The 23,141-nt window shown below is 41.7% G+C and carries 25 protein-coding genes; 13 read left to right on the forward strand and 12 right to left on the reverse strand.

What is annotated here, in order from left to right:
• Positions 1–19 precede the first annotated feature (19 nt).
• Complete coding sequence (locus tag HNR63_RS12000) at positions 20–751, forward strand: DUF4397 domain-containing protein (RefSeq protein ID WP_216367535.1); 732 nt, start codon at positions 20–22, stop codon at positions 749–751.
• 25 nt (positions 752–776) lie between these two features.
• On the opposite strand, the gene HNR63_RS12005 is transcribed toward HNR63_RS12000, so the two are convergent.
• From HNR63_RS12005 to HNR63_RS12035, 7 genes are read right to left on the reverse strand one after another with little or no spacing between them, the layout of a single operon-like run.
• Complete coding sequence (locus HNR63_RS12005; RefSeq protein ID WP_181520858.1) at positions 777–1,274, reverse strand: NAD(P)-dependent oxidoreductase; 498 nt, start codon at positions 1,272–1,274, stop codon at positions 777–779.
• Positions 1,275–1,278: 4 nt separating this feature from the next.
• Positions 1,279–1,986 (reverse strand): sirohydrochlorin chelatase, encoded by a 708-nt coding sequence (locus HNR63_RS12010; RefSeq protein ID WP_181520859.1) that lies wholly within the window; start codon positions 1,984–1,986, stop codon positions 1,279–1,281.
• Between the two features lie 3 nt (positions 1,987–1,989).
• Positions 1,990–2,763: a uroporphyrinogen-III C-methyltransferase gene (cobA, locus tag HNR63_RS12015; protein ID WP_171335077.1), complete on the reverse strand. Its 774-nt coding sequence runs from the start codon at positions 2,761–2,763 to the stop codon at positions 1,990–1,992.
• A 9-nt stretch (positions 2,764–2,772) separates the two neighbouring features.
• The gene (gene cysC, locus HNR63_RS12020) at positions 2,773–3,360 is read right to left on the reverse strand and encodes an adenylyl-sulfate kinase (protein WP_171335076.1); all 588 of its coding nucleotides are present in this window, start codon (positions 3,358–3,360) and stop codon (positions 2,773–2,775) included.
• Complete coding sequence (gene sat, locus HNR63_RS12025; protein ID WP_099668961.1) at positions 3,357–4,436, reverse strand: sulfate adenylyltransferase; 1,080 nt, start codon at positions 4,434–4,436, stop codon at positions 3,357–3,359. The genes cysC and sat overlap by 4 nt, the downstream gene beginning before the upstream one ends.
• Positions 4,437–4,480: 44 nt before the next feature.
• Positions 4,481–5,527, reverse strand: a complete 1,047-nt coding sequence (gene cysP / locus HNR63_RS12030; protein WP_181520860.1) for a sulfate permease — start codon at positions 5,525–5,527, stop codon at positions 4,481–4,483.
• 14 nt (positions 5,528–5,541) lie between these two features.
• The gene (locus tag HNR63_RS12035; protein WP_181520861.1) at positions 5,542–6,249 is read right to left on the reverse strand and encodes a phosphoadenylyl-sulfate reductase; all 708 of its coding nucleotides are present in this window, start codon (positions 6,247–6,249) and stop codon (positions 5,542–5,544) included.
• 183 nt (positions 6,250–6,432) lie between these two features.
• Between HNR63_RS12035 and HNR63_RS12040 the strand changes: the two genes are divergently transcribed.
• A complete protein-coding gene (locus HNR63_RS12040; RefSeq protein ID WP_181520862.1) occupies positions 6,433–7,410 on the forward strand; it encodes an HD-GYP domain-containing protein in 978 nt (325 codons plus the stop codon).
• Here HNR63_RS12040 and HNR63_RS12045 read toward each other — a convergent pair.
• Positions 7,405–7,623, reverse strand: coding sequence for a DUF1128 domain-containing protein (locus tag HNR63_RS12045; RefSeq protein ID WP_035062907.1), 219 nt, complete (start codon positions 7,621–7,623; stop codon positions 7,405–7,407). The genes HNR63_RS12040 and HNR63_RS12045 overlap by 6 nt on opposite strands.
• Positions 7,624–7,680: 57 nt before the next feature.
• Here HNR63_RS12045 and HNR63_RS12050 point away from each other — a divergent pair, with 57 nt between their 5' ends.
• Genes HNR63_RS12050 through HNR63_RS12060 form a run of 3 tightly spaced genes read left to right on the forward strand, consistent with a single transcriptional unit; the run spans position 7,681 to position 9,279 of the window.
• On the forward strand, positions 7,681–8,151 hold the full coding sequence (locus HNR63_RS12050; RefSeq protein ID WP_181520863.1) for a low molecular weight protein-tyrosine-phosphatase: 471 nt from the start codon (positions 7,681–7,683) through the stop codon (positions 8,149–8,151).
• Between the two features lie 12 nt (positions 8,152–8,163).
• Entirely contained in the window at positions 8,164–8,427 is a 264-nt protein-coding gene (locus tag HNR63_RS12055) for a glycine/betaine ABC transporter substrate-binding protein (protein ID WP_181520864.1), read from the forward strand.
• Between the two features lie 18 nt (positions 8,428–8,445).
• Complete coding sequence (locus HNR63_RS12060; protein WP_181520865.1) at positions 8,446–9,279, forward strand: YihY/virulence factor BrkB family protein; 834 nt, start codon at positions 8,446–8,448, stop codon at positions 9,277–9,279.
• Positions 9,280–9,485: 206 nt separating this feature from the next.
• Here the strand turns inward: HNR63_RS12060 and HNR63_RS12065 are convergent, their stop codons facing one another.
• Both HNR63_RS12065 and HNR63_RS12070 read right to left on the reverse strand, forming a co-directional pair.
• Positions 9,486–9,635 carry a BH0509 family protein gene (locus tag HNR63_RS12065; RefSeq protein WP_009360828.1) on the reverse strand — a complete coding sequence of 50 codons (150 nt, stop codon included), beginning with the start codon at positions 9,633–9,635 and terminating at the stop codon, positions 9,486–9,488.
• 62 nt (positions 9,636–9,697) lie between these two features.
• Positions 9,698–10,870, reverse strand: coding sequence for an MFS transporter (locus HNR63_RS12070; RefSeq protein WP_181520866.1), 1,173 nt, complete (start codon positions 10,868–10,870; stop codon positions 9,698–9,700).
• Between the two features lie 139 nt (positions 10,871–11,009).
• On the opposite strand from HNR63_RS12070, the gene cax reads away from it, so the two are divergent.
• Positions 11,010–12,059, forward strand: coding sequence for a calcium/proton exchanger (cax, locus tag HNR63_RS12075; RefSeq protein ID WP_181520867.1), 1,050 nt, complete (start codon positions 11,010–11,012; stop codon positions 12,057–12,059).
• 124 nt (positions 12,060–12,183) lie between these two features.
• Positions 12,184–12,936 (forward strand): YfkD famly protein, encoded by a 753-nt coding sequence (locus HNR63_RS12080; protein WP_235341072.1) that lies wholly within the window; start codon positions 12,184–12,186, stop codon positions 12,934–12,936.
• A 40-nt stretch (positions 12,937–12,976) separates the two neighbouring features.
• On the opposite strand, the gene yfkAB is transcribed toward HNR63_RS12080, so the two are convergent.
• Entirely contained in the window at positions 12,977–14,101 is a 1,125-nt protein-coding gene (gene yfkAB, locus HNR63_RS12085; protein ID WP_085789017.1) for a radical SAM/CxCxxxxC motif protein YfkAB, read from the reverse strand.
• A gap of 113 nt (positions 14,102–14,214) precedes the next feature.
• Here yfkAB and HNR63_RS12090 point away from each other — a divergent pair, with 113 nt between their 5' ends.
• The 6 genes from HNR63_RS12090 (at position 14,215) to HNR63_RS12115 (ending at position 19,988) form a co-directional block, all read left to right on the forward strand.
• A complete protein-coding gene (locus HNR63_RS12090; RefSeq protein ID WP_026011859.1) occupies positions 14,215–14,409 on the forward strand; it encodes an SE1561 family protein in 195 nt (64 codons plus the stop codon).
• A 91-nt stretch (positions 14,410–14,500) separates the two neighbouring features.
• Positions 14,501–16,024, forward strand: coding sequence for a fumarate hydratase (locus tag HNR63_RS12095; protein ID WP_181520868.1), 1,524 nt, complete (start codon positions 14,501–14,503; stop codon positions 16,022–16,024).
• Positions 16,025–16,174: 150 nt separating this feature from the next.
• On the forward strand, positions 16,175–16,891 hold the full coding sequence (pdaA, locus tag HNR63_RS12100; protein ID WP_395857491.1) for a delta-lactam-biosynthetic de-N-acetylase: 717 nt from the start codon (positions 16,175–16,177) through the stop codon (positions 16,889–16,891).
• 52 nt (positions 16,892–16,943) lie between these two features.
• Positions 16,944–17,780 (forward strand): DNA-3-methyladenine glycosylase family protein, encoded by an 837-nt coding sequence (locus HNR63_RS12105; protein ID WP_181520869.1) that lies wholly within the window; start codon positions 16,944–16,946, stop codon positions 17,778–17,780.
• Positions 17,781–17,791: 11 nt separating this feature from the next.
• On the forward strand, positions 17,792–19,153 hold the full coding sequence (rlmD, locus tag HNR63_RS12110) for a 23S rRNA (uracil(1939)-C(5))-methyltransferase RlmD (protein ID WP_181520870.1): 1,362 nt from the start codon (positions 17,792–17,794) through the stop codon (positions 19,151–19,153).
• A 430-nt stretch (positions 19,154–19,583) separates the two neighbouring features.
• Positions 19,584–19,988 carry a (deoxy)nucleoside triphosphate pyrophosphohydrolase gene (locus HNR63_RS12115; RefSeq protein WP_085789014.1) on the forward strand — a complete coding sequence of 135 codons (405 nt, stop codon included), beginning with the start codon at positions 19,584–19,586 and terminating at the stop codon, positions 19,986–19,988.
• Here the strand turns inward: HNR63_RS12115 and HNR63_RS12120 are convergent.
• Positions 19,965–23,102, reverse strand: coding sequence for a DUF3427 domain-containing protein (locus tag HNR63_RS12120; protein WP_181520871.1), 3,138 nt, complete (start codon positions 23,100–23,102; stop codon positions 19,965–19,967). The two genes, HNR63_RS12115 and HNR63_RS12120, sit on opposite strands and share 24 nt — an antisense overlap.
• Between the last annotated feature and the right edge of the window lie 39 nt (positions 23,103–23,141).

A 23,141-nucleotide genomic window follows, 5' to 3' on the forward strand; every position in this document is an offset into this window, starting at 1 on the left:
AGGAACTGTTGTGAATGAAATGGATCGCTACATTCAAAAAGCTGTGATGTATGATTTGTTAGCGCGTTATTATCAATATAAAGATCGTGATCAATATGAAAAGTATATGCGAAAACATATGGAGTATGTGGAAAAAATCGTGAAGTCACGCGAGGAAGAGAGGGTTGATGACGCTGGACGCATTCGCGTATTTCATGCCTCACCAAATGCTCCTGCAGTTGATGTATATGTGAATGGGCAAAAAATATTACGCAATATGAAATATAAACAACTAAGCCAATATATGAAAGTGCCAAAAGGAGAGCATCGCATCGACGTGTATCCAGCAGGACATACGACGTCTCCAGTTCTTAGTCAAACCATTCAAGTCTTGCCGAAAATGACGTATACGCTTGCGGTCATTGGTGACGTACATCGTTTGCAACTTCTTTCTATTCTCGACGAACCATATGCGCCGTACGGAAAAGCGAAAGTGCGTTTTGCTCATTTTTCACCAGATGCGCCAGCAGTAGATATTGCGCTACGTGGTGGGGATGTATTGTTCCAAAATGCTTCGTTTGGAAAGGTGACGAATTATATTGAAGCGCCAGTTAACGAAAAATTGCATGTTGATGTGAGGGTAGCAGGGACAAATCAAGTCGTTTTATCGATTCCCAATGTGCGCTTCCAACCGAATAAGTCTTATACGGTCGTTGCCGTCGGTTACGTATCCCGCACTCCTTCATTAGAGGTGCTCGTATTAGAGTCATAAACAAAAAGAGCTTTGATCGAAATGATCAAGGCTCTTTTCGCTGTTTGCGTTGTTTATATAATTCTTCGACATGTTGAGCGACCGATTCATCAAATTGTTGTTCAAGTTGCTTTTTGATTTGTTTCGCAAATGCAGGGCTTGCTCCTCCTGTTGTGATGGCAATTTGTAATTTCCCTCTTGAAAAAAAAGTAGGTACATGAACGTTGCCGATAAGATGATTGCTTGCCACATTGACAAGCTGGTTTGGTGATGCATAGGTAGCGATTTGTTCATTAACGTTCGGATCGTTCGTTGCCGCAATAATGAAAAAAGCATCGGCATAGTCGCTCGGTTCAATCGAACGTGCATGCCATGTAATTCGTTTTTGTTCGGCTAAATGAACAATGGCATCGATCGCTTTTGGGCTAATGACGGTAATGCAAGCCCCTTCATCAAGAAGAGGGAGGAGGCGGCGATACGCAATTTGTCCGCCACCGGCAATGACAACTTTTTTTCCTTTCATTCGGATGAAAAGGGGAAACATACGCCTACCTCCATTCTTTTACTTGCTGTTCAACGAGACGGTCTAATACGTCATACGTCCGAATCGGAGGATATAATGTAAACGATACGTCACTCGTTTGTTGTGCTTGAAGCGTTTCATGAATATAGTCAAGCAGCTGCCCGAAAAATAAAATGTATGGGACAACAGCTACTTGTTTGTGCTTCGCTGCTTTTGCAAGCGAAGTGACAACATCAGAAAAGGAAGGAGAAGCAGCTGCTAAATAACATGGATAGACGGGTATGTTTGTTTCGTGTTGCAATAGATGAGCAATTTGTTTAAAATCTGCTTGCGCATCTATGTCGCTGCTCCCACGGCCAACGAGCACGATCGCATCAGCATGTTCGATTGTTTTCGAAATGGCAGAAACGATATGACGTTGTACACCGAACGGTTTTCCATATGTAATCGTTACAGAAGGAAACATCTTTTTTGCTTTTTCTAACTCATATGGAATGTCGCGTTTCGCGTGGTTAGCCGACAATAGTAAAAGCGGAATGGCATAAATCGTCGTTGCTCCATCATGAACGCAACGTTCCACCCCTGCGACAATATTCGGTTCACACAATTCTAAAAAGCATATGTGTTGAATAGGGATTGAAATGGAAGAAGAGAGGCGTTCGACGAAAGCGACCGCCTCTTTTTGTCCTTCTGCTGAACGACTTCCGTGACAAATGTATAAAACAGCTTTCATATGCTACCTCATTCCATGTGCAATTTTTTCCTCTAACATTGTTTCAAACCACTGTAGCTGTTCATGTAGCCGGACAACTTCTCCGACAATGATGATACTCGGATTCGAGATACAGTTTTTTCTTACAGCATCCGCAATCGTATGTAACGTCGCTACGATCGTTTTTTGCTCAGGAAGCGTTCCCCACTGGATGACGGCAACAGGGGTTTGTGGCTGTCTGCCGTACAACTGTAATTGTTTACAAATGAATGGGAGATGTTTCACGCCCATATAAATGACGAGCGTATCGACTCCCTTTGCTAAATGCTCCCATTGTACCGCATCTGTTGCATCGAGTCGGCGATGACCTGTGACAAATGCAACGCTTCCGCTAAAATCGCGATGAGTGACAGGAATTCCCGCATATGCTGGAACGGCGATGCCAGATGTCACTCCGGGAACGATTTCAAACGGAATGCGATGTTTGATAAGTGCTTGCGCTTCTTCACCACCACGTCCGAATAGAAAAGGATCGCCGCCTTTTAATCTCGTGACGTATTTTCCTCTTTTCGCATGCTTCACTAAAAAATGATTAATCGTCTCTTGTTTCATTGTATGGTAATTTGGTAACTTTCCGCAATAAATCAAATCAGCATCGCGCTTGGCGTACGACAGTAGCTGTTTGTTAATGAGGCGGTCGTATAAAATAACATCTGCTTGTTGAATACATTTTAACCCTTTGACTGTAATGAGCTCAGGATCCCCAGGACCAGCGCCGACTAAATATACTTTCCCCATTGTCTCCTCCTAAATCCACTGTTTATTTTTTAGATAGGAAATGATTTGTTGAACGCATTGTTCAATTGAATATTGATCTGTATCGACGACAAGTTCTGGCGAAAGCGGTGGTTCATATGGTGAATCAATGCCGGTAAAGTCGCGAATTTCTCCATTTCGTGCTTTTTTATACAATCCTTTTGGATCGCGTTGCTCACACGTTTCAAGCGGACAATGAACATAAACTTCAATAAATTCATCTTGCTCGAGCTTGCTGCGAACGAGTTGACGATCTTGACGGAACGGAGAAATAAAGGCAGTCAGCACGATTTGTCCACTGTCTACGAACAATTTTGCTACTTCACCAATGCGGCGAATGTTTTCTGTACGATCTTCGGCAGAAAAACCTAGATCGCTATTTAAGCCGTGACGCACGTTATCGCCATCAAGCACGTAACATTGAATGTTTTGTTCAAATAATGTTTTCGCGACCGCGTTTGCTAATGTGGACTTCCCAGAACCTGACAATCCTGTAAACCAAAGAACGAAGCTATGATGTTTATTTTTTTTTCGTCGCTCTTCTTTTGTTACACTTTCTTGATGCCAAACGATATTCATGAACGGCCACCTCCGACTGTTTGTAAACCATCCATCAGCACGCGCACAACTTCTGGGCGACTGAATGTGCTTGGTGGCATTTCGCCAGCGCGCAACATTTCCCGTACTTTTGTTCCAGAAAGAACGACATGAGCGGTTGCATCGTGCGGGCACGTTTTCGTTGACGCCATCGCTTCACATTTTGTGCAGTAAAAGCTATGTTCGAAAAAGAGAGGGGTAATGCCTAGCTCTTCGTTTGTAAACTGCAAGAAAATTTTTTGAGCATCATACGTGCCATAATAATTGCCAACTCCCGCATGGTCACGGCCGACGATAAAGTGGGTGCAACCAAAATTTTTACGTACGAGCGCATGAAAAATAGCTTCACGTGGACCTGCATAGCGCATTGCAGCTGTAAATACACCGAGAAAGACGCGATCTTTTGGATAATAATGTTCAAGTAATACTTGATAGCTTTTTAAGCGAATGTCTGCAGGAATGTCATCTTCTTTCGTTTCGCCAACGAGCGGATTTAAATAAAGACCGTCGACGATTTCAAGTGCACATTTTTGAATGTATTCGTGGGCGCGGTGAACGGGATTGCGCGTTTGAAACCCGACGACTGTTTTCCAGCCAAGTTCCGCAAACCGTTGCTTTGTTTCTTTTGGTGTAAAAAAGAATGGCGAAAAAATTCCTTTATCTGTTTGACGCACAAGCTTCACAGGTCCACCGATATATATATCCGGTTTTTCAAATAATTTTTTTACACCAGGGTGTGCTACGTCTTCTGTTTGGTATACAAGACGCGCTTCTTTTCGCTTGTCTGGGCGATATATATGTTGCACTTCCATTGTGCCGTACACCGTTCGGTCATACACGAGTTCGACTTCGTCCCCGAGCGATAGTTGTTTCGCTTGTTGTTCTGTTACGGCAAGCGTAATGGGGATGCTCCATACCGATCCGTTTGTAAGCCGCATCGTTTCGACAACCGACTCATAATCATCTTTTCCTAAAAAGCCAGTGAGCGGTTCATATCCGCCGACGGCAAGTAATTCAAGGTCACTTAACTCCGCTTTACTTAATACGATTTGTTTCATGTTTAATCCCTCCTAAACTTATTATCCTTATAAAATAACTATGTTTAAATGCCACCACCATGTTCGTGAAACGAGCGGCGTTCCTCTGTGATTGTTTTTTTTAAGCTAATCGTTCCAAGTGTGGCGAAACAAACGCTCACAATCGCAATGGCTGTATAGACGTCGCTATGAAGCAATAATTTAATTAAGCTATATGAAACAGCTAATGCAAAAATAGGCGAGACAACCCACACTTTTAGCACTTGAATGACAATTTGCTTTTGCCAAATGGAAAAGCCGCTTTTCGTTGTGCCGATGCCGATAATGGCTGATGTCGTAATTTGTGTCAGTGGAACGGGAAGACCAAAAAGAGATGAAACGATGACGAGCGTTGCTCCGATTCCTGAAATAATACATCCTTCGAGTTGAGAGAACGTCGTAATTTTTTTTCCGTTCGTTTCTAATACGCGGCTGCCAAGCAAAAGCGCTCCAAGGGAAACGAACAATCCACCAAAGATGATCCCGTGTTGGACGGATAGTAAACCCGCTCCAACGAGAGGACCGACCGCGTTGGCGACATTGTTCATTCCGGCTGAAAACGCCTCGAAAAATCCGGCAATAATAAGCAAAAGGCCGATCCATTTGTTTTGTTTGACTTTTTTTCCTTTTAGCCATTTGCTAATGAAAAAAGCGAAAGAAAACGCAGCAAGCGGTGTAATGAGCCAAAACGATACGATCCATAGGAGTTTGCCAACATATACGCTTTGATACGCAATGCCTGCCCCAACGACCGCACCGACTGTAATTTCGCTTGTCGATAGCGGAATGCCAAGCACGTTGGCCGCAAATAACGAAATCGTTGCTGCTGCTAAGACGATGACAACAAGTTCTGTTTGTAAAATGGATGGAGGAACGATGCCAGAGCCAATCGTTTTCACAACTTCTCCTCCGCTTAAACTGCCGAGGAAAATGGCGACGGCGCATATGAGTAAAGCGATTCGTTTATTTGGCAATGTGCCAGAACCGTAAGCAGCTCCCATGGTCGCGGCGGCTCCGCTTCCCCCAATGTTCATCGCAAAGAAAAAAGCAATAATAAAAGCAACGATGACCAAGCCACTCCCCCCCTTTATGATTCGTGCAAGCCGCATTCTGTTTTTCCTAGCCCAGCCCATCGACCAGAACGTAAATCTTCTTCTGTATAAGCAGGGGCTGTACACGGTGCACAACCGATGCTCGGATATCCGCGGTCATGAAGCGGATTATAAGTGAGGTTATGGCGATGTACATAACGCCATACGTCTTTCCACGTCCAGTAAATAAGCGGACAAACTTTAATGTTTTGAAACTTTTTATCGCGATTAATAAATTCAACATGTTGTCGCGTTGGTGATTGTTCACGGCGCAGTCCAGAAATCCACGCTTTTTTTCCTATCATCGCTTCTCGTAGCGGAACAATTTTTCTTAGTTCACAGCATTTGTTCGGGTCTCTTTTCCAAAGTTCTGCACCGAATTGTTTTTCTTGTTCTGCAAGTGATAAAGACGGTGTTTGTAAATGAATGCGCAAGCGTGGGTATGCTCGTTTGACGCGTTCAATCGTTTCGTATGTTTCAGGAAAATGTAAATGCGTATCGAGAAACACAATGTGAGCATCATCCTTCACTTGAGAAATAAGGTCAATGAGCACGATGCCTTCAATGCCAAAACTGCACGCATACAAAAGGTCGTCGCCATAATGGGCATACGCCCATGAAAGCACATGTGATGCCCCTTTTTCATTATTATCGATTGGAAAAGTCGGTTTTTGGACCTCGTCCCACGTTTCATACGTAATCATGTCTCATCTCCCTTTCTTATTCGTCGCCCTTTCTATTTGATTGTTTTAAATTTTAACACAATTCAAACGAATGTCAATCCTAGTTTTTCTATCGGAATTTATTTTTTAAAAAACGTCATGGCAAACGAAAAAAAACATGATTATACTGTTTGTATGGGAGATGTCGAAAGGAGTGGAGTATGTTTGCGGCTCATTTTATTAGAAGACTACGATGAGCGAACGATGGAATTGGCACGTCCGATTTATGATCGCCATCGTCGAGTGCTTTTAGCAGCAGGAAGAAAAATTCATCCAAAATATGTAGAGCGTTTAAAACAAATGGACATTCGCTACGTATTTGTTGAAGATGCGGTGTCTGAAGGCATTACTTTAGAAGAATTGCTCGATATGCCGTCGTGGATGGACGCGATTGAAGTTGTTCAGCAATCGTTTGACGCGGTGCGAAAACGAGAACAATTGCCGCTTCGCTTGTTGTTTAAACTAGCGGTAAAGCTCGTTGATGAAGTGAAAAAAAGAAAAGTATTAGCGATCATCCCAGCGACGTCGCTTGAAGTGGAAGCGCAGCCGTACGCTCATGCAGTCAACGTAGCGCTGTTAGCATTACAGTTAGGGAAGAAACTACATTTGAACGATTTACAGTTGCGCGATGTCGCGCTTGGCTCGTTGTTTCACGATGTTGGGAAAGAAATAGAAGGAGAAGAGCATCATGCAGTAAAGGGATTTGAGTATTTACGAAAAGAGCGAGAACTTAGTTTATTATGCGCACATATGGCGTATCAACATCACGAACATGCAGACGGCTCAGGTATGCCGCGCGGATTAAAAGAAACGAATATTCATTTGTACGCCCAAATTTGCGCCATTGCCAATGAATATGAAAATTTAATTTCCGCTGAATTTGTTCCACCGCACGAAGCGCTTGAAATTATTATGGCGCGAAGTGGTATTCGGTATAGCCAGCATATTGTGCGGCTGTTTGTTGAGACGATTCCTGCTTATTTGCCGGGAACGATGGTCAAAATGAGCGACGGAAGAAACGCGATTGTCACAAAAATCGTTGAACATATGCAACGTCCGTACGTACGGTACACGGATACACGTGAAGAAATTGCACTCGTGGATCATCCGTCGCTGCTCATCGTTGGACAGGCGATTTTATAATTTTTTGCGTAAATTTCCGAGCTCTTCAGCGATCGCTTGCATTTCGCTCGGGCTAAATGATGACTTTTTCATCACCATATCGTATATATCTTTTAATTCATCGTATAGTTGCTCATCAAAATGATCTGGTTTAATCGCATCAAAATTTAATACTTTTAACTTTTCTTTGATTTGCTCAATCATTTGTTCAACTGATAAACGCACAATCGTCATCCTTTCGTGTGTGATTTTGTTCATTGTATCATTGTTTGATGTGTGAGGTGAAATGAAATGATTCGTGTGTTATTTGTTTGTTTAGGAAACATTTGTCGTTCTCCGATGGCGGAGGCGGTATTTCGGCATCTTGTGAAGCAAGAAGGACTTGATCACGTCATTTCTGTTGACTCAGCAGGGACAGGAAACTGGCATATTGGTAAGCCGCCTCATCATGGCACACAGCGCATTTTAACAGAAAAACAAATCGATTTTACAGGATTGAAAGCACGGCAAATTAAAAAAGAAGACTTTCATACATTTGACTATATTATTGGCATGGATAGCGATAATATCGCTCATCTTCGCCGTCTTGTCAGCGATGATTGTCGTGCTGTGATTGCTCGATTTATGGACTTTGTGCCAAACCGTCGCGTAGATGATGTACCAGACCCGTACTTTACAGGAAATTTTGAAGAAGTGTACGAATTAGTAGAGGAAGGATGTAAACATATATTAGAACGCATAAAACGAGATCATTCGTTGTAAGGAGGCATGGCGATGGGAAAGGGGAAATGGCTTGCATTGGCTGGTGTCGCTTTGTTGCTAGCGAATAAAAAAGCGCGTCAAGTGGTAAAAGAAGCGTGTCGTGAGTGGATGGATGATGTGGAAGGAGTAAAAGAGGCAGTCCATCAAACAAGACAACATGTCGACGAAATAGTGAATGATTTGCAGTTTATTGTGAATAAACTAAGTGAAGTAAAAGAAGCGACACCGCAAGTGATGGAATGGACTGGGGAGTTGATTCGCAAACGCTCGACATAAGGAGCGAGGTGGTGAAAGATGATTATTAGCTTTTCCGTCGTTCGTGAGCTCATGAAACGGTTCGATGAAGATGAAGTGTTCGACTTGTCGGCTGAGTTGGCGTATTTCTTTTTACTTTCGCTATTTCCGTTTTTACTGTTTTTGCTGACGTTTTTATCGTATTTGCCCATCCCGCATGAAGATGTGATCGCTTTTTTAAGTCAATATGCTCCGAGTGAAACGGTACATTTAATCGAAACAAACATTCAACAGCTCATGAAATCACAAAGTGGAAAATGGTTATCGTTCAGCGTTCTTGCGACCGTGTGGGCTGCATCGAACGGGATGTCAGCCATTATTCGTGCTTTAAATCGTGCATATGATGTGAAAGAAACGCGTTCCTTTCTTGTTGCGCGCGGTATTTCCATCTTACTTACATTTGCCATGATTTTCGTCATTATTGTCGCGCTTGTTTTCCCTGTATTCGGTAAAATGATTGGCACGTTTCTTTTTTCAGCGTTTGGGCTTTCGGACGTTTTTTTACGCATATGGGAAACGATTCGTTGGTTTGTTAGTTTTATCATTTTATTTTTTGTTTTTTCTGTGTTGTACGTTTTTGCGCCGAGCAAATATGTTCGTTTTCACGACGTATGGAGTGGTGCGCTGTTTGCCACAGTCGGTTGGATGGTTGTCTCGCTTGCTTTTTCGTATTATGTGAATCAGTTCGGTAACTATTCGGCGATGTACGGTAGTCTAGGTGGCATTATTGCGTTAATGGTTTGGTTTTATTTGTCCGGCATGATGATTGTATTAGGTGGAGAGTTAAACGCCATTTTTTGTTGTAAACGAGAAGGAAACATGCGCATACGGTAGACATTCCCTCTTATAGAAAAGCCCTGTTTAATCCATATTACAAGTGAACGTCATTATGAAGGGGGAATATACGTGACGAAAAAAACGAAAAAAGACGGCGGGACAAAACAAAAAGGAAAAAGCCGTCCGAAACATAAAACGAGCAGTAGCGCAAACGGACAAAACGGATATCATTAAAAAGAAAAGGGATGTGTTGCACATCCCTTTTATTCTGCAATTTCTTCGTGATGATAATATGTTTGGTTGTAAATATGTTCGATTTCTGCATCTGTCATATAAACAAGTTGTTCTTGATTAAAGCCACGCAATTTTGTAATAAACTCAATCATATTTTTTCTTTCTTCTCTACTCATCATGATCGCTCTCCCCTCTGTTTTAAAACAGTTTATTTTGTTTAATTGTATTATATAACAGAGGTTTAAAAAGCGTCAACGTTTTTTTCTTGTTTTTCAGAAAAACATTTTGAAAATTTTGTGAACGGGCGCTGGGCGAATAGTAAAAAAAGCAAAAGAGAGCTCATGGTAAAGAAAAATAATTCCTCTTGCTGTTGTAATACAACGCCACCGATTGCAGGACCGCATATGCTCCCAATACTATATAGCATACCGCATAAAATGTTACCGACAGGAAGAAGCGACGTTGGCAGCAAGTCCGCCATATACGCCATGCCGAGTGAAAAAAGCGAACCGACAAACATACCGGCAACGAAAAACGTTGTTGTTAGTTGCACAGGAGAAGAAAACCATGTAGCGATAGCAAAACAAAGGGCACCTACGGCTAATGCAATCATAATCATCGTTTTTCGTGAAAAGCGATCGCTTAACGTTCCGAGCGGAAGTTGAAAAGCGATGCCGCCAAGGGCAAATGCAGGAAGCATCATCGCAACTGTCTCAACACTTAACTCGCTTCTTAACGCATAAATCGGAAACATGCTATGAAGCGACGCCTCTAAAAAGCCGTAGCCGAATGGCAACAACAAAGCTGGCCAAGCTTGCTTCCAAGCGTGAAAAAAGCGTGTCGCTCCAACTTTTTCTGCTTCTTCCATCTCTGGATACGTATGTGGCAAGAAAAATAATAATATCCAGCCACATAAGCTGAGCAAAGATGAAACGATAAACGGCAACGCTTCATGTATGTGGACGAGCGGAACGAGAAGCGGTCCGATCATAAAGCCGACGCCAAACGATAAACCATATAGCGAAATGTTGCGACCACGCCGATGAGTAGGAGAAGCGTATGTAATCCACGTTTGCGAACCGAAATGAAGAATGTGATCGCCAATTCCGATGAATAGCCGAAGCATAAACCAAAACAATAACGAAGATGAGATCGGAAAAATCGCCAAGGAAACGATTACGATCGCTCCACCGGCCATAATTAAATGCTTAAAGCCGTAGCGACGAAGCGGACGCTCTAAAAAAGGTGACACGACAAGAACGCCGATGTACATCGCTGTTGCATGCATGCCGCTAAGCGACGAATGAATACCATTTTGTTCAAAAATGATAGAAATGAGCGGCAACAATAGCCCTTGAGAAAGACCTGAAATCATGACGATGCTAACTAAAATAAAAAAATGACGTCGTTGCATAATTCCCTCCTGTAATATGTTCACTATGTTCGATATTAAAGCGTTTCACGAGAAGAAGCAACGAAAAAAACGGATGAAAATGGGAGTAGATTTGTGTAAAATATGGTTGATATCCCATAAATGAAAAGGAGACGATTGGATGGAACGCATCTTTTTTTTATTAACGGTCATCGGTGTTCCACTTTCTGTTGCAGGGAGGTTACTTCATTGGCCTGCAACGCCGATGTTTGTCGTGTATTGTGTCACAATTATTGCGCTCGCTAGCTATATGGGACGAGCGACAGAAAGTTTGGCAATCGTGGCAGGTCCTCGCATCGGTGGACTTTTGAATGCGACATTTGGCAATGCCGTAGAATTGATTATATCCATTTTTGCGTTGAAAGCTGGCCTAGTGAGTGTCGTGTTGGCGTCGTTAACGGGTTCCGTGCTTGGCAACTTATTGCTTGTGGCAGGTTTATCGTTTTTTGTTGGTGGTTTGAAATATAAACGGCAATCATTTAACGTATATGATGCGCGGCATAATTCAGGGCTATTAACATTCGCTATTTTAGTTGCTTTTGTCATTCCAGAAGTATTTTCGATGACGATGAATGAACAAAAAACGTTATCATTAAGTATCGGTATTTCGATGATTATGATCGCCCTTTATTTAGCTGCGTTATATTTTAAACTCGTTACTCATCGCGGTGTATATCAACATAAAGAAGATGCGGAAGAACATGAAGAGCCAGAATGGTCAAAAGGAAAAGCGATGCTCATTCTAGCTCTTGCCACTGTTGCAGTCGCTTACGTATCAGAAAGTTTAGTTCATACGTTTGAAGTCGTCGCTCATTCATTCGGATGGAGTGAACTATTCATCGGGGTCATTATTGTTGCCATTGTCGGAAACGCTGCGGAGCATGCCTCGGCCATTATTATGGCGTATAAAAATAAAATGAACGTTGCTGTTGAAATTGCGATCGGTTCGACGCTGCAAATTGCGATGTTTGTTGCACCTGTATTAGTGCTCGTTTCCCTCTTATTCCCGACGCACATGGCGCTCGTTTTTACGCTTCCAGAGCTTGTTGCGATGGTCACAGCTGTTTTATTAACGATTGTTCTTTCCAACGATGGAGATACGAACTGGTTTGAGGGAGCGACACTTCTTGGGGCGTATATGATTATGGGAATTGGATTTTATTTGTTGTAATCCGTCAGTTGTCGCTGGCGGATTTTTTTTATGGAGAGGATAAATTGTTGACTTTTGAAAAAAATAACGATGAACGATGTAAAAAGAAAGGAGTTTACGCATGAAAAGATGGTTTGCTTTAAGTATGATGTTCATTTTCTTCTGTATTCCAACCGTTAGTGAAGCAACTGTCAAGCTCCCGTCATCGGTTATTGACATTTCAAAAGAAAATACGTATCCGAATCCGACGCAAAATTTGCCTTATTTGCAACCAAGTGAATTAGCGAAACAACTGCTTCAATCGGCGAATGTGAAAATTGAAAATCCGGAATTAATTCGTCTTTTAAATGAATCGTCGATTTCGAGCACGCCGTTTGCGATCGGTTATGAGGCAACGATTTATTTAGGGCAATGGCCGTTGAATTATGAATCGACGGAAACATCGACGAATTGGGAGTATCAAAAAGTAAATACAAACTTCATTGACAATCGCGGGGGGAAAACAGCCGCGCGACTGACATATCGACAAGAGATGCAAAAACAAGTGCGGGGTGGGCTAACCGCAAGCATTCCGAATGAAGAAGATGTGAAAAAAATGATGTTATTAACAGCGATGAAAAAAACAAACTTGCCGCTCTCGTTTAGTACGTGGATCGGCATCGGGACGAAAAAAGAACAAGCATATAACGTCCCACCGAAAAAATTAGGATATTTATACGCCTACGCTCCTGCGGTAAACGAGAAAGGAAAAGTGACGTACGGTGAAGTATATATCGTCCTAAAAGGAAAGAAAAAGAGCATTGTCGTAAAAAACGTGACGTCGCAAGGAATTGGCGCTTGGATTCCAGTACAAGACCGCCTATCATTCGCATTTGTCGCAAGCGACGTACCGAGATGATGAAAAAAGCTTGTCGAGCGCCCCGACAAGCTTTTTCGTCTTACCGTTCAATTTTTGCTTTTCTTGTTGTAAAATCGACATTCGGATAATAGCGGTTTTTCACAAGCACATTTGGTCCTAAACATTTTACCGCAGGGCAATGGCAGTTCAATGATTTGGCTAAGTCAGATGCCATCCATTTGTCATAAGCAGAAAGAAGCGAGTTGGTTTGAATGTTGCCAAGCGTCGGTTCATCGCCAAAATCAGTGACAATAATGTCCCCTGTAAAAATGTTTACATTTAAACGTGAACGTCCATCAGGGTCGTTTCGTACCGTTACATTTTTACTCTCGTATAAACGTTTTAATAGCGCTAAATCTTCTTCGTTGTCGCTACATGGATAAAAAGGCAGCGTACCAAACAACATCCATACGTTCTCGTCCCGTATATCAAGTAAATGATGAATCGTCTCACGTAATTCATCTAACGTTAATGTTTCTAAACTGCTAGCGAAGTCGCTCGGATACATCGGATGTACTTCATGACGTTTACAGCCCATTTCGTTTACAATTTGGCGATGAATCGTTTCTATATGTGGACGCGTCCGTTTATTTAACATCGTTTCAGCTGAAACGATGACCCCCATGTTTGAAATGGCACGCGCATTTTCGATCATGCGTATAAAATAGCGCTCGCGTTGTGCGACGGTTGGTTTTTTCTCCATCATCGCAAATCCGCCTTCAATAAAATCATCAATCGTGCCCCAGTTATGCGAAATGTGTAAAACGTCTAAGTAAGGAATAATTTTTTCGTACCGTTCTAAATCAAGAGTTAAGTTCGAATTTATTTGCGTGCGCACCCCGCGTTCATGTGCATATTTTAACAACGGCACGACGTATTGTTCGACCGATTTCAGTGAAAGCATCGGCTCACCGCCTGTAATGCTTAACGAACGCAAATGTGGAATTTCATCAAGACGGCGAAGAAGAAGATCGAGTGGTAGCGCCTCAGGATCTTTCGTGCGCAACGTATAACCGACGGCACAATGTTCGCAACGCATATTGCAAAGTGTCGTTGTTGTAAATTCGATATTCGTCAACTGCATGCTTCCGTACTGTTCAACATCCATATATGCTTCCCAAGGATCAAATGTCGGAGTAATCGCTTGACGCAACAATGTTTCCATAACCAATCTCCTTTTATTTTAAAATAGGACTAACGATTATTATGCAAACGAAATGGAATGATTGTCAATGATGTTTCGATCGTGTACGATAAAGAAAAAGCGAGGTGACGATGTTGGGCAACGCAGTATCAGATCAAAATCTACAACTAACATATTTAAAAACGCGCTTAAATATGTTTCTTGAAGTGCTCGAAGCGCTCGATCCAGAAACGGCTGAATTAGAAGATATTGACCGCCTTATTCAAATGATTGATGATTTAGAAATGAAATACGAGCGGTTTAAAAAAGATTGGGAAAAAAGTCGCTAAGCGGCTTTTTTCATGTTCAAAAAAGAGGTATAATACAGATGGAGAATTCGAAAAATTGTTACATATTGAACAAAGGGGAAGGGAAATGGTGATGGAAAAGTTTCAAGAAAGTATGTACAAGCTAATTGTTGAAACGTCAACAAAGTTGCCAAAAGATGTACGACGTGCCATTGCGAAAGCAAAACTGCGTGAAAACGCAGGAACGAGAGCAGCGATGTCGCTTGCTACGATCGTGCAAAATATTCAAATGGCCGATGAAAATGTATCGCCAATTTGCCAAGATACAGGGTTGCCGACATTTAAAATTAAAGTGCCGGTTGGGGTCAATCAAATTGAAATGAAAGAGGCGATTCGCCGAGCGGTCGCTCAAGCAACGAAAGACGGGAAACTGCGTCCAAACTCGGTCGATTCATTAACAGGTGAAAATAGCGGCGACAATTTAGGGATCGGGTTGCCTGTCATGAAATTTGAACAATGGGAAAAAGATTACATTGACGTTCGCTTAATTTTAAAAGGTGGCGGCTGTGAAAATAAAAACATTCAATATAGCTTGCCTTGCGAGTTAGAAGGGCTTGGCCGCGCAGGCCGCGATTTAGATGGCATTCGTAAATGTATTTTACATGCGGTATACCAAGCGCAAGGGCAAGGCTGTAGCGCAGGATTTATTGGCGTTGGGATCGGTGGCGATCGTTCTGCGGGGTACGACTTAGCAAAAGAACAACTATTTCGTCCTGTTGACGATGTCAATCCGAACGAAGATTTGCGCAAAATAGAAGAATACATTATGGAAGCTGCCAATAAACTCGGTATCGGCACGATGGGATTTGGCGGAGAGACGACGCTTCTTGGCTGTAAAATTGGCGTCATGCACCGCATCCCAGCCAACTTTTTCGTTTCTGTCGCATACAATTGCTGGGCGTTTCGCCGTTTAGGCGTCATCATTGACCCACACACAGGCGACATTCAAGAATGGTTATATCAAGAAGGAGAAGATGTCGATTTAAAACAAGAAGAAACCGAAATGACAGGCGAAGCGCGTGAAGTTGTGCTTGAAGCGCCAATTACAGAAGAGCAAATTCGCTCGCTAAAAGTAGGCGATGTCGTTCGCATTAACGGCATGATTTATACAGGCCGCGATGCGATTCATAAACATTTAATGGATCACGATGCTCCTGTTGATTTAAACGGTCAAATTATTTATCACTGTGGACCGGTTATGTTAAAAGATGAAAACGGCAAATGGCACGTCAAAGCAGCTGGTCCGACGACGAGCATTCGTGAAGAGCCGTATCAAGGAGAAATTATGAAAAAATTCGGCATTCGCGCTGTCATTGGAAAAGGTGGGATGGGAGCAAAAACGCTCGCCGCGTTAAAAGAACATGGCGGCGTGTATTTAAATGCCATCGGTGGTGCAGCGCAATATTATGCTGAATGTATTCAATCAGTAGAAGGCGTCGACTTTTTGGAATTCGGTATTCCGGAAGCGATGTGGCATTTGCGTGTGAAAGATTTTACAGCTGTCGTCACGATGGACTCGCACGGAAACAGCTTACATGAAGATATCGAAAAATCGTCGCTCGAAAAATTAGCTCAATTTAAAGAACGTGTATTTTAATGGAAATCCGTCTAGCGTTAGCTAGGCGGATTTTTTATGCTTCTTTTTGCACAACCTATCATTGAAATGAATATGGAGGTGCAAGCAGTGAAAAAAACGATCATCTTCTTTCTCTTCTTTTTATGTTTGCCGTTTAGTCACATAGAAGCGATGTCATGGGGATTTAAGCGAAGTGAAAATCATCTCCCTCCTTCTGCAGGAAAACAGTTAGATGAACTACTTGCTAAATACGATGCGTTTTATTTAGGTAATCCAACAAAAAAATATATTTATTTAACGTTCGATAACGGATACGAAAATGGTTATACGGCACAAATTTTAGACGTGCTCAAACAAAGAAGAGTTCCCGCTACGTTTTTTGTGACCGGCCATTATTTGCAATCTGCTCCTGACTTAGTGAAACGGATGGTTAACGAAGGGCATATTGTTGGCAACCATTCATGGCATCATCCTGATTTAACGACCGTTAGCGATGAAAAATTGCGTGAAGAGCTTGAAATGGTTAGAAAAAAAACAGAGTTGTTGACGGGGCAAAAACATATGCGTTACATCCGCCCTCCGCGCGGCATTTTTGATGAACGGACGCTTGCGGTCGCACGCGAACTCGGCTATTACCACGTCTTTTGGTCATTAGCGTTCGTCGATTGGCACATTCACGATCAAAAAGGATGGCAATACGCTTACAACAATGTGATGAAGCAAATTCATCCCGGGGCCATTATATTGTTGCATACAGTGTCTAAAGACAATGCCGATGCGCTCGGTAAAATCATTGACGATTTGCGAAAAGAAGGATACGTTTTTAAAAGCTTAGACGATTTCATGCTTGAAAAAATGAATGTCCCTTCTTGGCTTTTTTCCCTTTGACGATGTGCAAAGGGATTTGTTTTGATACAATGGGGGAAAGAGGTGAAGTTTAATGACCCCATACGATTTTACACGTGTATGTGAACGGCTAGCACGCGATCCGCTTGTACGCATTCAACATAACGAAATCGCTGTTCCGCTGTATGTAAAAGAAACACCGGTTGTTGTATATGTGAAAAGCACCGGGACAAAAGAGAAGCCATCGTTCGTTGTGTCGTGTGATAACGAACAGCATAAAGAAGAAGCGATCGCGCGCATTTCGCGCATTTTTCATTGGGACAGGTCACTTGCGCCTATCCACGACCATTTTATGCAAACCAATTTACGAGACTTATTTATCGCTCACGAAGGAACGCCGATTGTATTGGAGTTTGATTTATATTTTTGCTTAATCAAATGCATCATCCACCAACAAATTCATATGAAAGTCGCTTATCGGCTCACCGAACGTTTTGTGCATACATTCGGCGAACGCCTCGGGGATTTATACATATATCCTCGGCCAGAACGAATCGCTAATGCTTCATACGACGAGTTGCGCGCTTTATCTTTGAGCGAGCGAAAAGCACAATATATTGTTGATATTTCGCGTCTTATTGTAGAAGGGAAGTTGCGTTTAGAAGAGATGCATTCGCTTTCCGATGAAGAAGTGGCCAAACAGCTTCTTTCTATACGCGGCATCGGTCCGTGGACAGTGCAAAACTTTTTATTGTTTGGTTTAGGTCGTCCAAATGTGTTCCCGAAAGGAGATGTTGGTTTGCAGCGAGCGATTGAACGATGGTTTCAGCTTGATCATCGTCCGACAGCAAAGGAAATGGACGAATTTCGACAAATGTGGGAACCGTATGCAAGCTACGCAACATTTTATTTGTGGAGAAGTATCGAATAGGAGAGAGAATCATGCTACAGCAAGGACAACAATTTCCACTAACAATTAAACGGCTTGGCATTAATGGGGAAGGAGTCGGTTATTTTAAAAAACAAGTCGTGTTCGTTCCGGGAGCGCTTCCGGGAGAAGAAGTCGTCGTTCAAGCGACGAACGTATACCCGACGTATGCGGAAGGAAAAATCGTGCGCATTCGTAAACGATCCCCACATCGCGTTAAACCGCTTTGTCCTGTATATGACCAATGTGGCGGCTGCCAACTGCAACATTTAGACTACAACGCGCAGCTTGAAGCAAAGCGCGATATTGTTATTCAAGCGCTGGAACGACATAGTCGACTCAATATTGAAGCGCTCGATATTCGTCCGACGATTGGGATGGACGATCCGTGGCATTATCGCAACAAAAGCCAATTTCAAACAGGAGTGAAAAAAGGGCGCGTCATCGCTGGACTTTACAGCATGAACTCGCACGAACTGATTGACATTGACCGTTGCTTCATTCAACATGACGCTACAAACCGCGTCACAACGGTCGTCAAAACGATTTTACAAGATTTGCGCATACCCATTTATCACGAGCGAAAGAAAACAGGCGTTGTGCGCACAATCGTTGCCCGCGTTGGTTTTTATACAGGAGAGGTGCAACTTGTCATTGTGACAGCGACGAAAGAACTGCCGCGTAGAGAGTTGTTTGTAGCGGAAGTGAAGCGCCGGTTGCCAGAAGTGAAATCAATCGCGCAAAACATAAACGGGCAAAAAACGTCGCTTATTTTTGGCGACGAAACGATCGTTCTCGCAGGAGAGCCATACATTCAAGAAGTGCTTGGCGACTTATCGTTTGAACTATCTGCCCGCGCCTTTTTCCAACTTAATCCGATTCAAACGGTCAAGCTATACGACGAAGTGAAAAAAGCAGCTGCGCTCACGAAAAACGAACGCGTCGTCGATGCGTATTGCGGCGTCGGCACAATCGGGCTTTGGCTTGCCCGCGAGGCGAAAGAAGTGCGCGGCATGGACACGATCCCTGAAGCGATTGACGATGCGCGTCAAAATGCCAAACGTCACGGCTTCACAAACGTCACATATGCGGTCGGAAAAGCGGAAGCGTTGTTGCCAAAATGGGTGAAAGAAGGTTGGAAACCGGACGTCATCGTCGTCGACCCACCGCGAACAGGCTGCGACAACGCCTTGTTAAAAACGATTTTACAAGTGAAACCAAAAACGGTCGTGTACGTTTCCTGTAACCCATCAAGCCTTGCTCGCGACATTGATACACTTGCGAAACAATATCGTGTCGAATACATTCAACCGTTTGACCTTTTCCCGCACACTGCGCATGTCGAAAGTGTGGCGAAGTTGGTGAGGAAGTTGTAGCCAATTAATAAACTCTTGCCATTCACAATAAACTCCTGCCAAAATCAAAATAAAGTTGTGCGAAAGGGCAGGAGCAAGGCAGGGGAAAGGAGAGAGGAAAAGAGGAAAACCCTTAATCCTCAAGCCTTTTCCCTGTCTTCCTATCACAACTTTATTCTCAAACATAATAAAGTTTTGGCAGAAAAAATCGAATCAAAAATCGAGAAAATGAGTGATTTGTGCACGACTTTATTATGAATGGAAAAATATAGGTGGTGTAGGAATGAGGGATGAAGGGGTGGAGAGTAGCAAGGGTTTATTATTACTGAACAGAAGTAGAAAGGCGCTCATAGGGCGTCTTTTTATGCACTCGTATGGACGTAGAAAAAAGGAAGGCTTTTTTGTAGAATGAAAGTATTCGCAAAATAATGAAGATAGAGGAGAAACGTTTATGAAAAAAACAGTTCGTGTCGTAGGAGCGGTTATATTTGACGACCAAAATCGTGTGTTGTGCGCACTTCGGTCGAATACGATGTCACTCCCTAACCTTTGGGAATTTCCTGGTGGAAAAGTTGAAAAAGGGGAGAAGGAAGAAGAAACGTTAGTCAGAGAAATTCACGAGGAATTAGGATGTACAATTCAAGTGCATGAAAAAATTGAAGAAGTGCATTATGAGTACCCTCAAGTTATTGTCAATTTACTCACATATAAAGCAACAATTATTGAGGGAGAACCGAAAGCGAAAGAACATGCTGAATTAAGATGGGTGCCACTCCGAGATCTAAAATCTCTTGAATGGGCACCCGCAGATATTCCGACTGTAGACGTTTTATTAGCGAATAAAGTCAATATATAAATCTTCCGGCACGGGATGATGTAGGCGCCATGTGATGCTCATCGGCTTATCTCCGTAGCTTGATACATAATCGACTTCACCAAGATAAGTGAATGGCCATGTCATTCCGTGCATGTCTTCAAACTTTCGAACAAATAGGTGAATATGAATTCCAAGTTCTTTATGACGAATAAAATTTTGTCCGACAGAGGAGCTATGAGACGTTTGATTTTGACTTTGCCAATGAAAATGTTTTTGGTCGAGAAAATAATCTTTGTAATGTAAATGTTCTTTCACTCTTTCCGATTTATTTAAATTGACGAACAGTAAATAATGATTTCTAACTTTACTGACTCCTTCTCGCCACGATCCTTCTTTTACTCCTGCTTCAAATAAGAAAATTAAATCGTTTCTCGTATAGTTTTGATAAAGAGTAAGCTTTTCTCCTTTAGATAAAAATCTTTCAGGACGATACGTTCTCCTAAATTCAATAAGTCCGTAATCTATACGGTCTTTCATGTAATTGAAAAACTGTTGGTTTTCTGTTAACGCAAGAATGTCGTCATTCAGTATAAATTGGCGACCATTTCGCTGTCCAAACGACCATTTTTGTTTTTTATACGGCAATGCTAGGCGGTCCATCGATTGCATAATCATTTTTTCGTGTTTTTCTAATGGCACATCTACAGCAAACTTTTTGGAAAGTTGTTTTACAACATCTTCACAAGACACAACTTTTTGTAAAAAAGCTAATTGCAAAACAGCAAAATCGTAAGGCCATTTGATCGGAAGTTGATTTTCTAGCCGTTCAACGCACTCACACATCAATGGGTGGTGTAAAATCATTTGATCAAGCTCGTTTATATCATTCATTTTTTCTTTTGTTTTGACCCATGAACGATACTTATATATAAAGAACGTTAAGCTTGGCGATTGTTCGTAATATAAAAAATCTAATATTTCTGGTGAGCGTCCAAGTTCATTTTTAAATTGTTGATATAGCATTTTTAACATATCTGTCGAGTTCATTTTAATGGAGTCAATGCGGTCTAAAATTTCTCTTTGTGTCACTGGATCTAAATCGACATATGCACCGCCTGGTAGATCGGCAAATTCATGTGTAATTGCAACACGAAGAGAATCTTTATCAAACGCTCTGTCGTTCAGTTGTCCAGCTAGAGCGAGCGGAATCATAAACGATTTTTGATAATTTCCTACAAAGTCTAAAATCGTCACAAATTCTTTTCCGTGTACTTTTCTCAATCCTCTCCCTAATTGTTGAATAAATACGGTTGATGACTCGGTAGGTCTTAAAAATAATAAAAGATTTAGACGTGGAATATCAATTCCTTCGTTAAAAATGTTAACGGTAAAGATTAGTTCAAGCGGATCGTTAGGATTTTCTAGTTTTTTAATGACCTGTTCGCGATATTCAACGCTATGTTCACCGGTTAAGTATGTTGTGCAATATCCGCGTTTATTAAATTGTTCGCTCATATATTTTGCATGTTCAATATTTACGCAAAATGCAAGCCCAATGATGCGATCACCATCGTAACCATATGTACGAATCATTTCGATAATAAAATCTGTTCGTTCATTTGTTTTTAAAGCTTTTACAAGCGATGCTTCATCAAACATGCCGTTTTTTAATGGAATTTGACTATAGTCCACCGTACGATCTGAAATGCCAAAGTAGTGAAATGGTGCAAGCAACTGTGCTTCTAACGCTTCTCGTAACCGTATTTCATATACGACATTATGGTCACAAATCGCTAAAACGTCTCTCCCATCCATTCTTTCTGGTGTTGCTGTTAAGCCGAGTAAAAATTTTGGTTGGAAATAACGAATAACTTTTTGATATGTAGGTGCTTCGGCATGATGAAATTCATCGATAATTATATAGTCAAATTCATGTTGCCCAAACTGTTGCAACGTTTCATCTTTAGATAGCGATTGAACGGTGCTAAATAAATACGGTTTATGGAATTGTTTCACCGTCCCTGTAATTTTCCCAAATAGATGATCGTTACCTAGCACATGTTTGAACGTTTCAATTGCCTTATCTAGCAATTCTTCACGATGAGCGAGAAATAAAAGCTTTTTTGGATCATATGCTTTTACGTCAAAAGCTGCTAAATACGTTTTTCCAGTTCCAGTAGCAGCGATAATGACTCCTTTTGTATTACCACTTTTTCTTGTATGTTCAAGGTTTTTTAATGCTTTTTTTTGCATATCATTCGGTTTCACATTTGATGTAACGATATATTCTTCTTTCGGCTCAGCAGCTAAAGGTTTGTTTTCTTCTCTTATTGTTTGTTGTTTATATTTTTGAATGAAGGCGTGATCAAGAGAAATCGTGTCTGTATGATCCCATATTTTCTCAAACATTTGCTTTGTATGCTCATAAATCGGTAAAAAGCTTGTATCCGGTAGTTTTACATTTAGCTCATGTCCGTTAATAAGGGCCGAGTGTGAAATATTTGATGAGCCGATGATTACTGTATTTAATCCTGAACGTCGATGGAACATGTACGCTTTCGTATGAAAAGACTGTTGTTGCGTATCAATTATTTTTACTTGTACGTTAGAAAATTGCATTAGTTTTTCAAGCGCTTTTGGTTCTGTAATGCCTAGATAGGTCGATGTGATGATGCGTACAGGAATACGTTCTTTTTCAAGCATAAGTAATGGACGAATCAATAATTGTAGTCCTGACGTCCGAATGAAGCTAACCATCAAATCAACAGAGTCAGCTGTCAGCATTTCATATTTTAATGTTTTGAAAAAGTTTTTCATTGTATGTTTGTCATTATATAGTAAGTGTAATCTAGATAAGAAAAAGTCCTCTATAATCGGTATTTCTCGTTGTCCATATGTGTATGTAACCATAGAGAGCGGCAAGGAAAAAGAATCGTTGTTATTTGATACTAATGTAGAAATGTGTTGAGTTAATTGAATGATTTCATCAAAACGGTTTTCTTCAGCCAAAGTTTTTAACTTATGAGCGAGCTGTTTGGCGGAATGAAGAACGAGAACTTCAATATAATCTTTCGGTGATAGACGTTGTATAACGCTTGCATCAGGATATTGTTTAGCAAGAAGTTGTAGTTCCTCGAAAAAACTTTTATCCATAAATAAAACCACCTAACGAATGTTTTATAAAATTTTACC

It is taken from the genome of Anoxybacillus ayderensis, from assembly GCF_013761015.1.
Classification (GTDB): domain Bacteria; phylum Bacillota; class Bacilli; order Bacillales; family Anoxybacillaceae; genus Anoxybacillus; species Anoxybacillus ayderensis.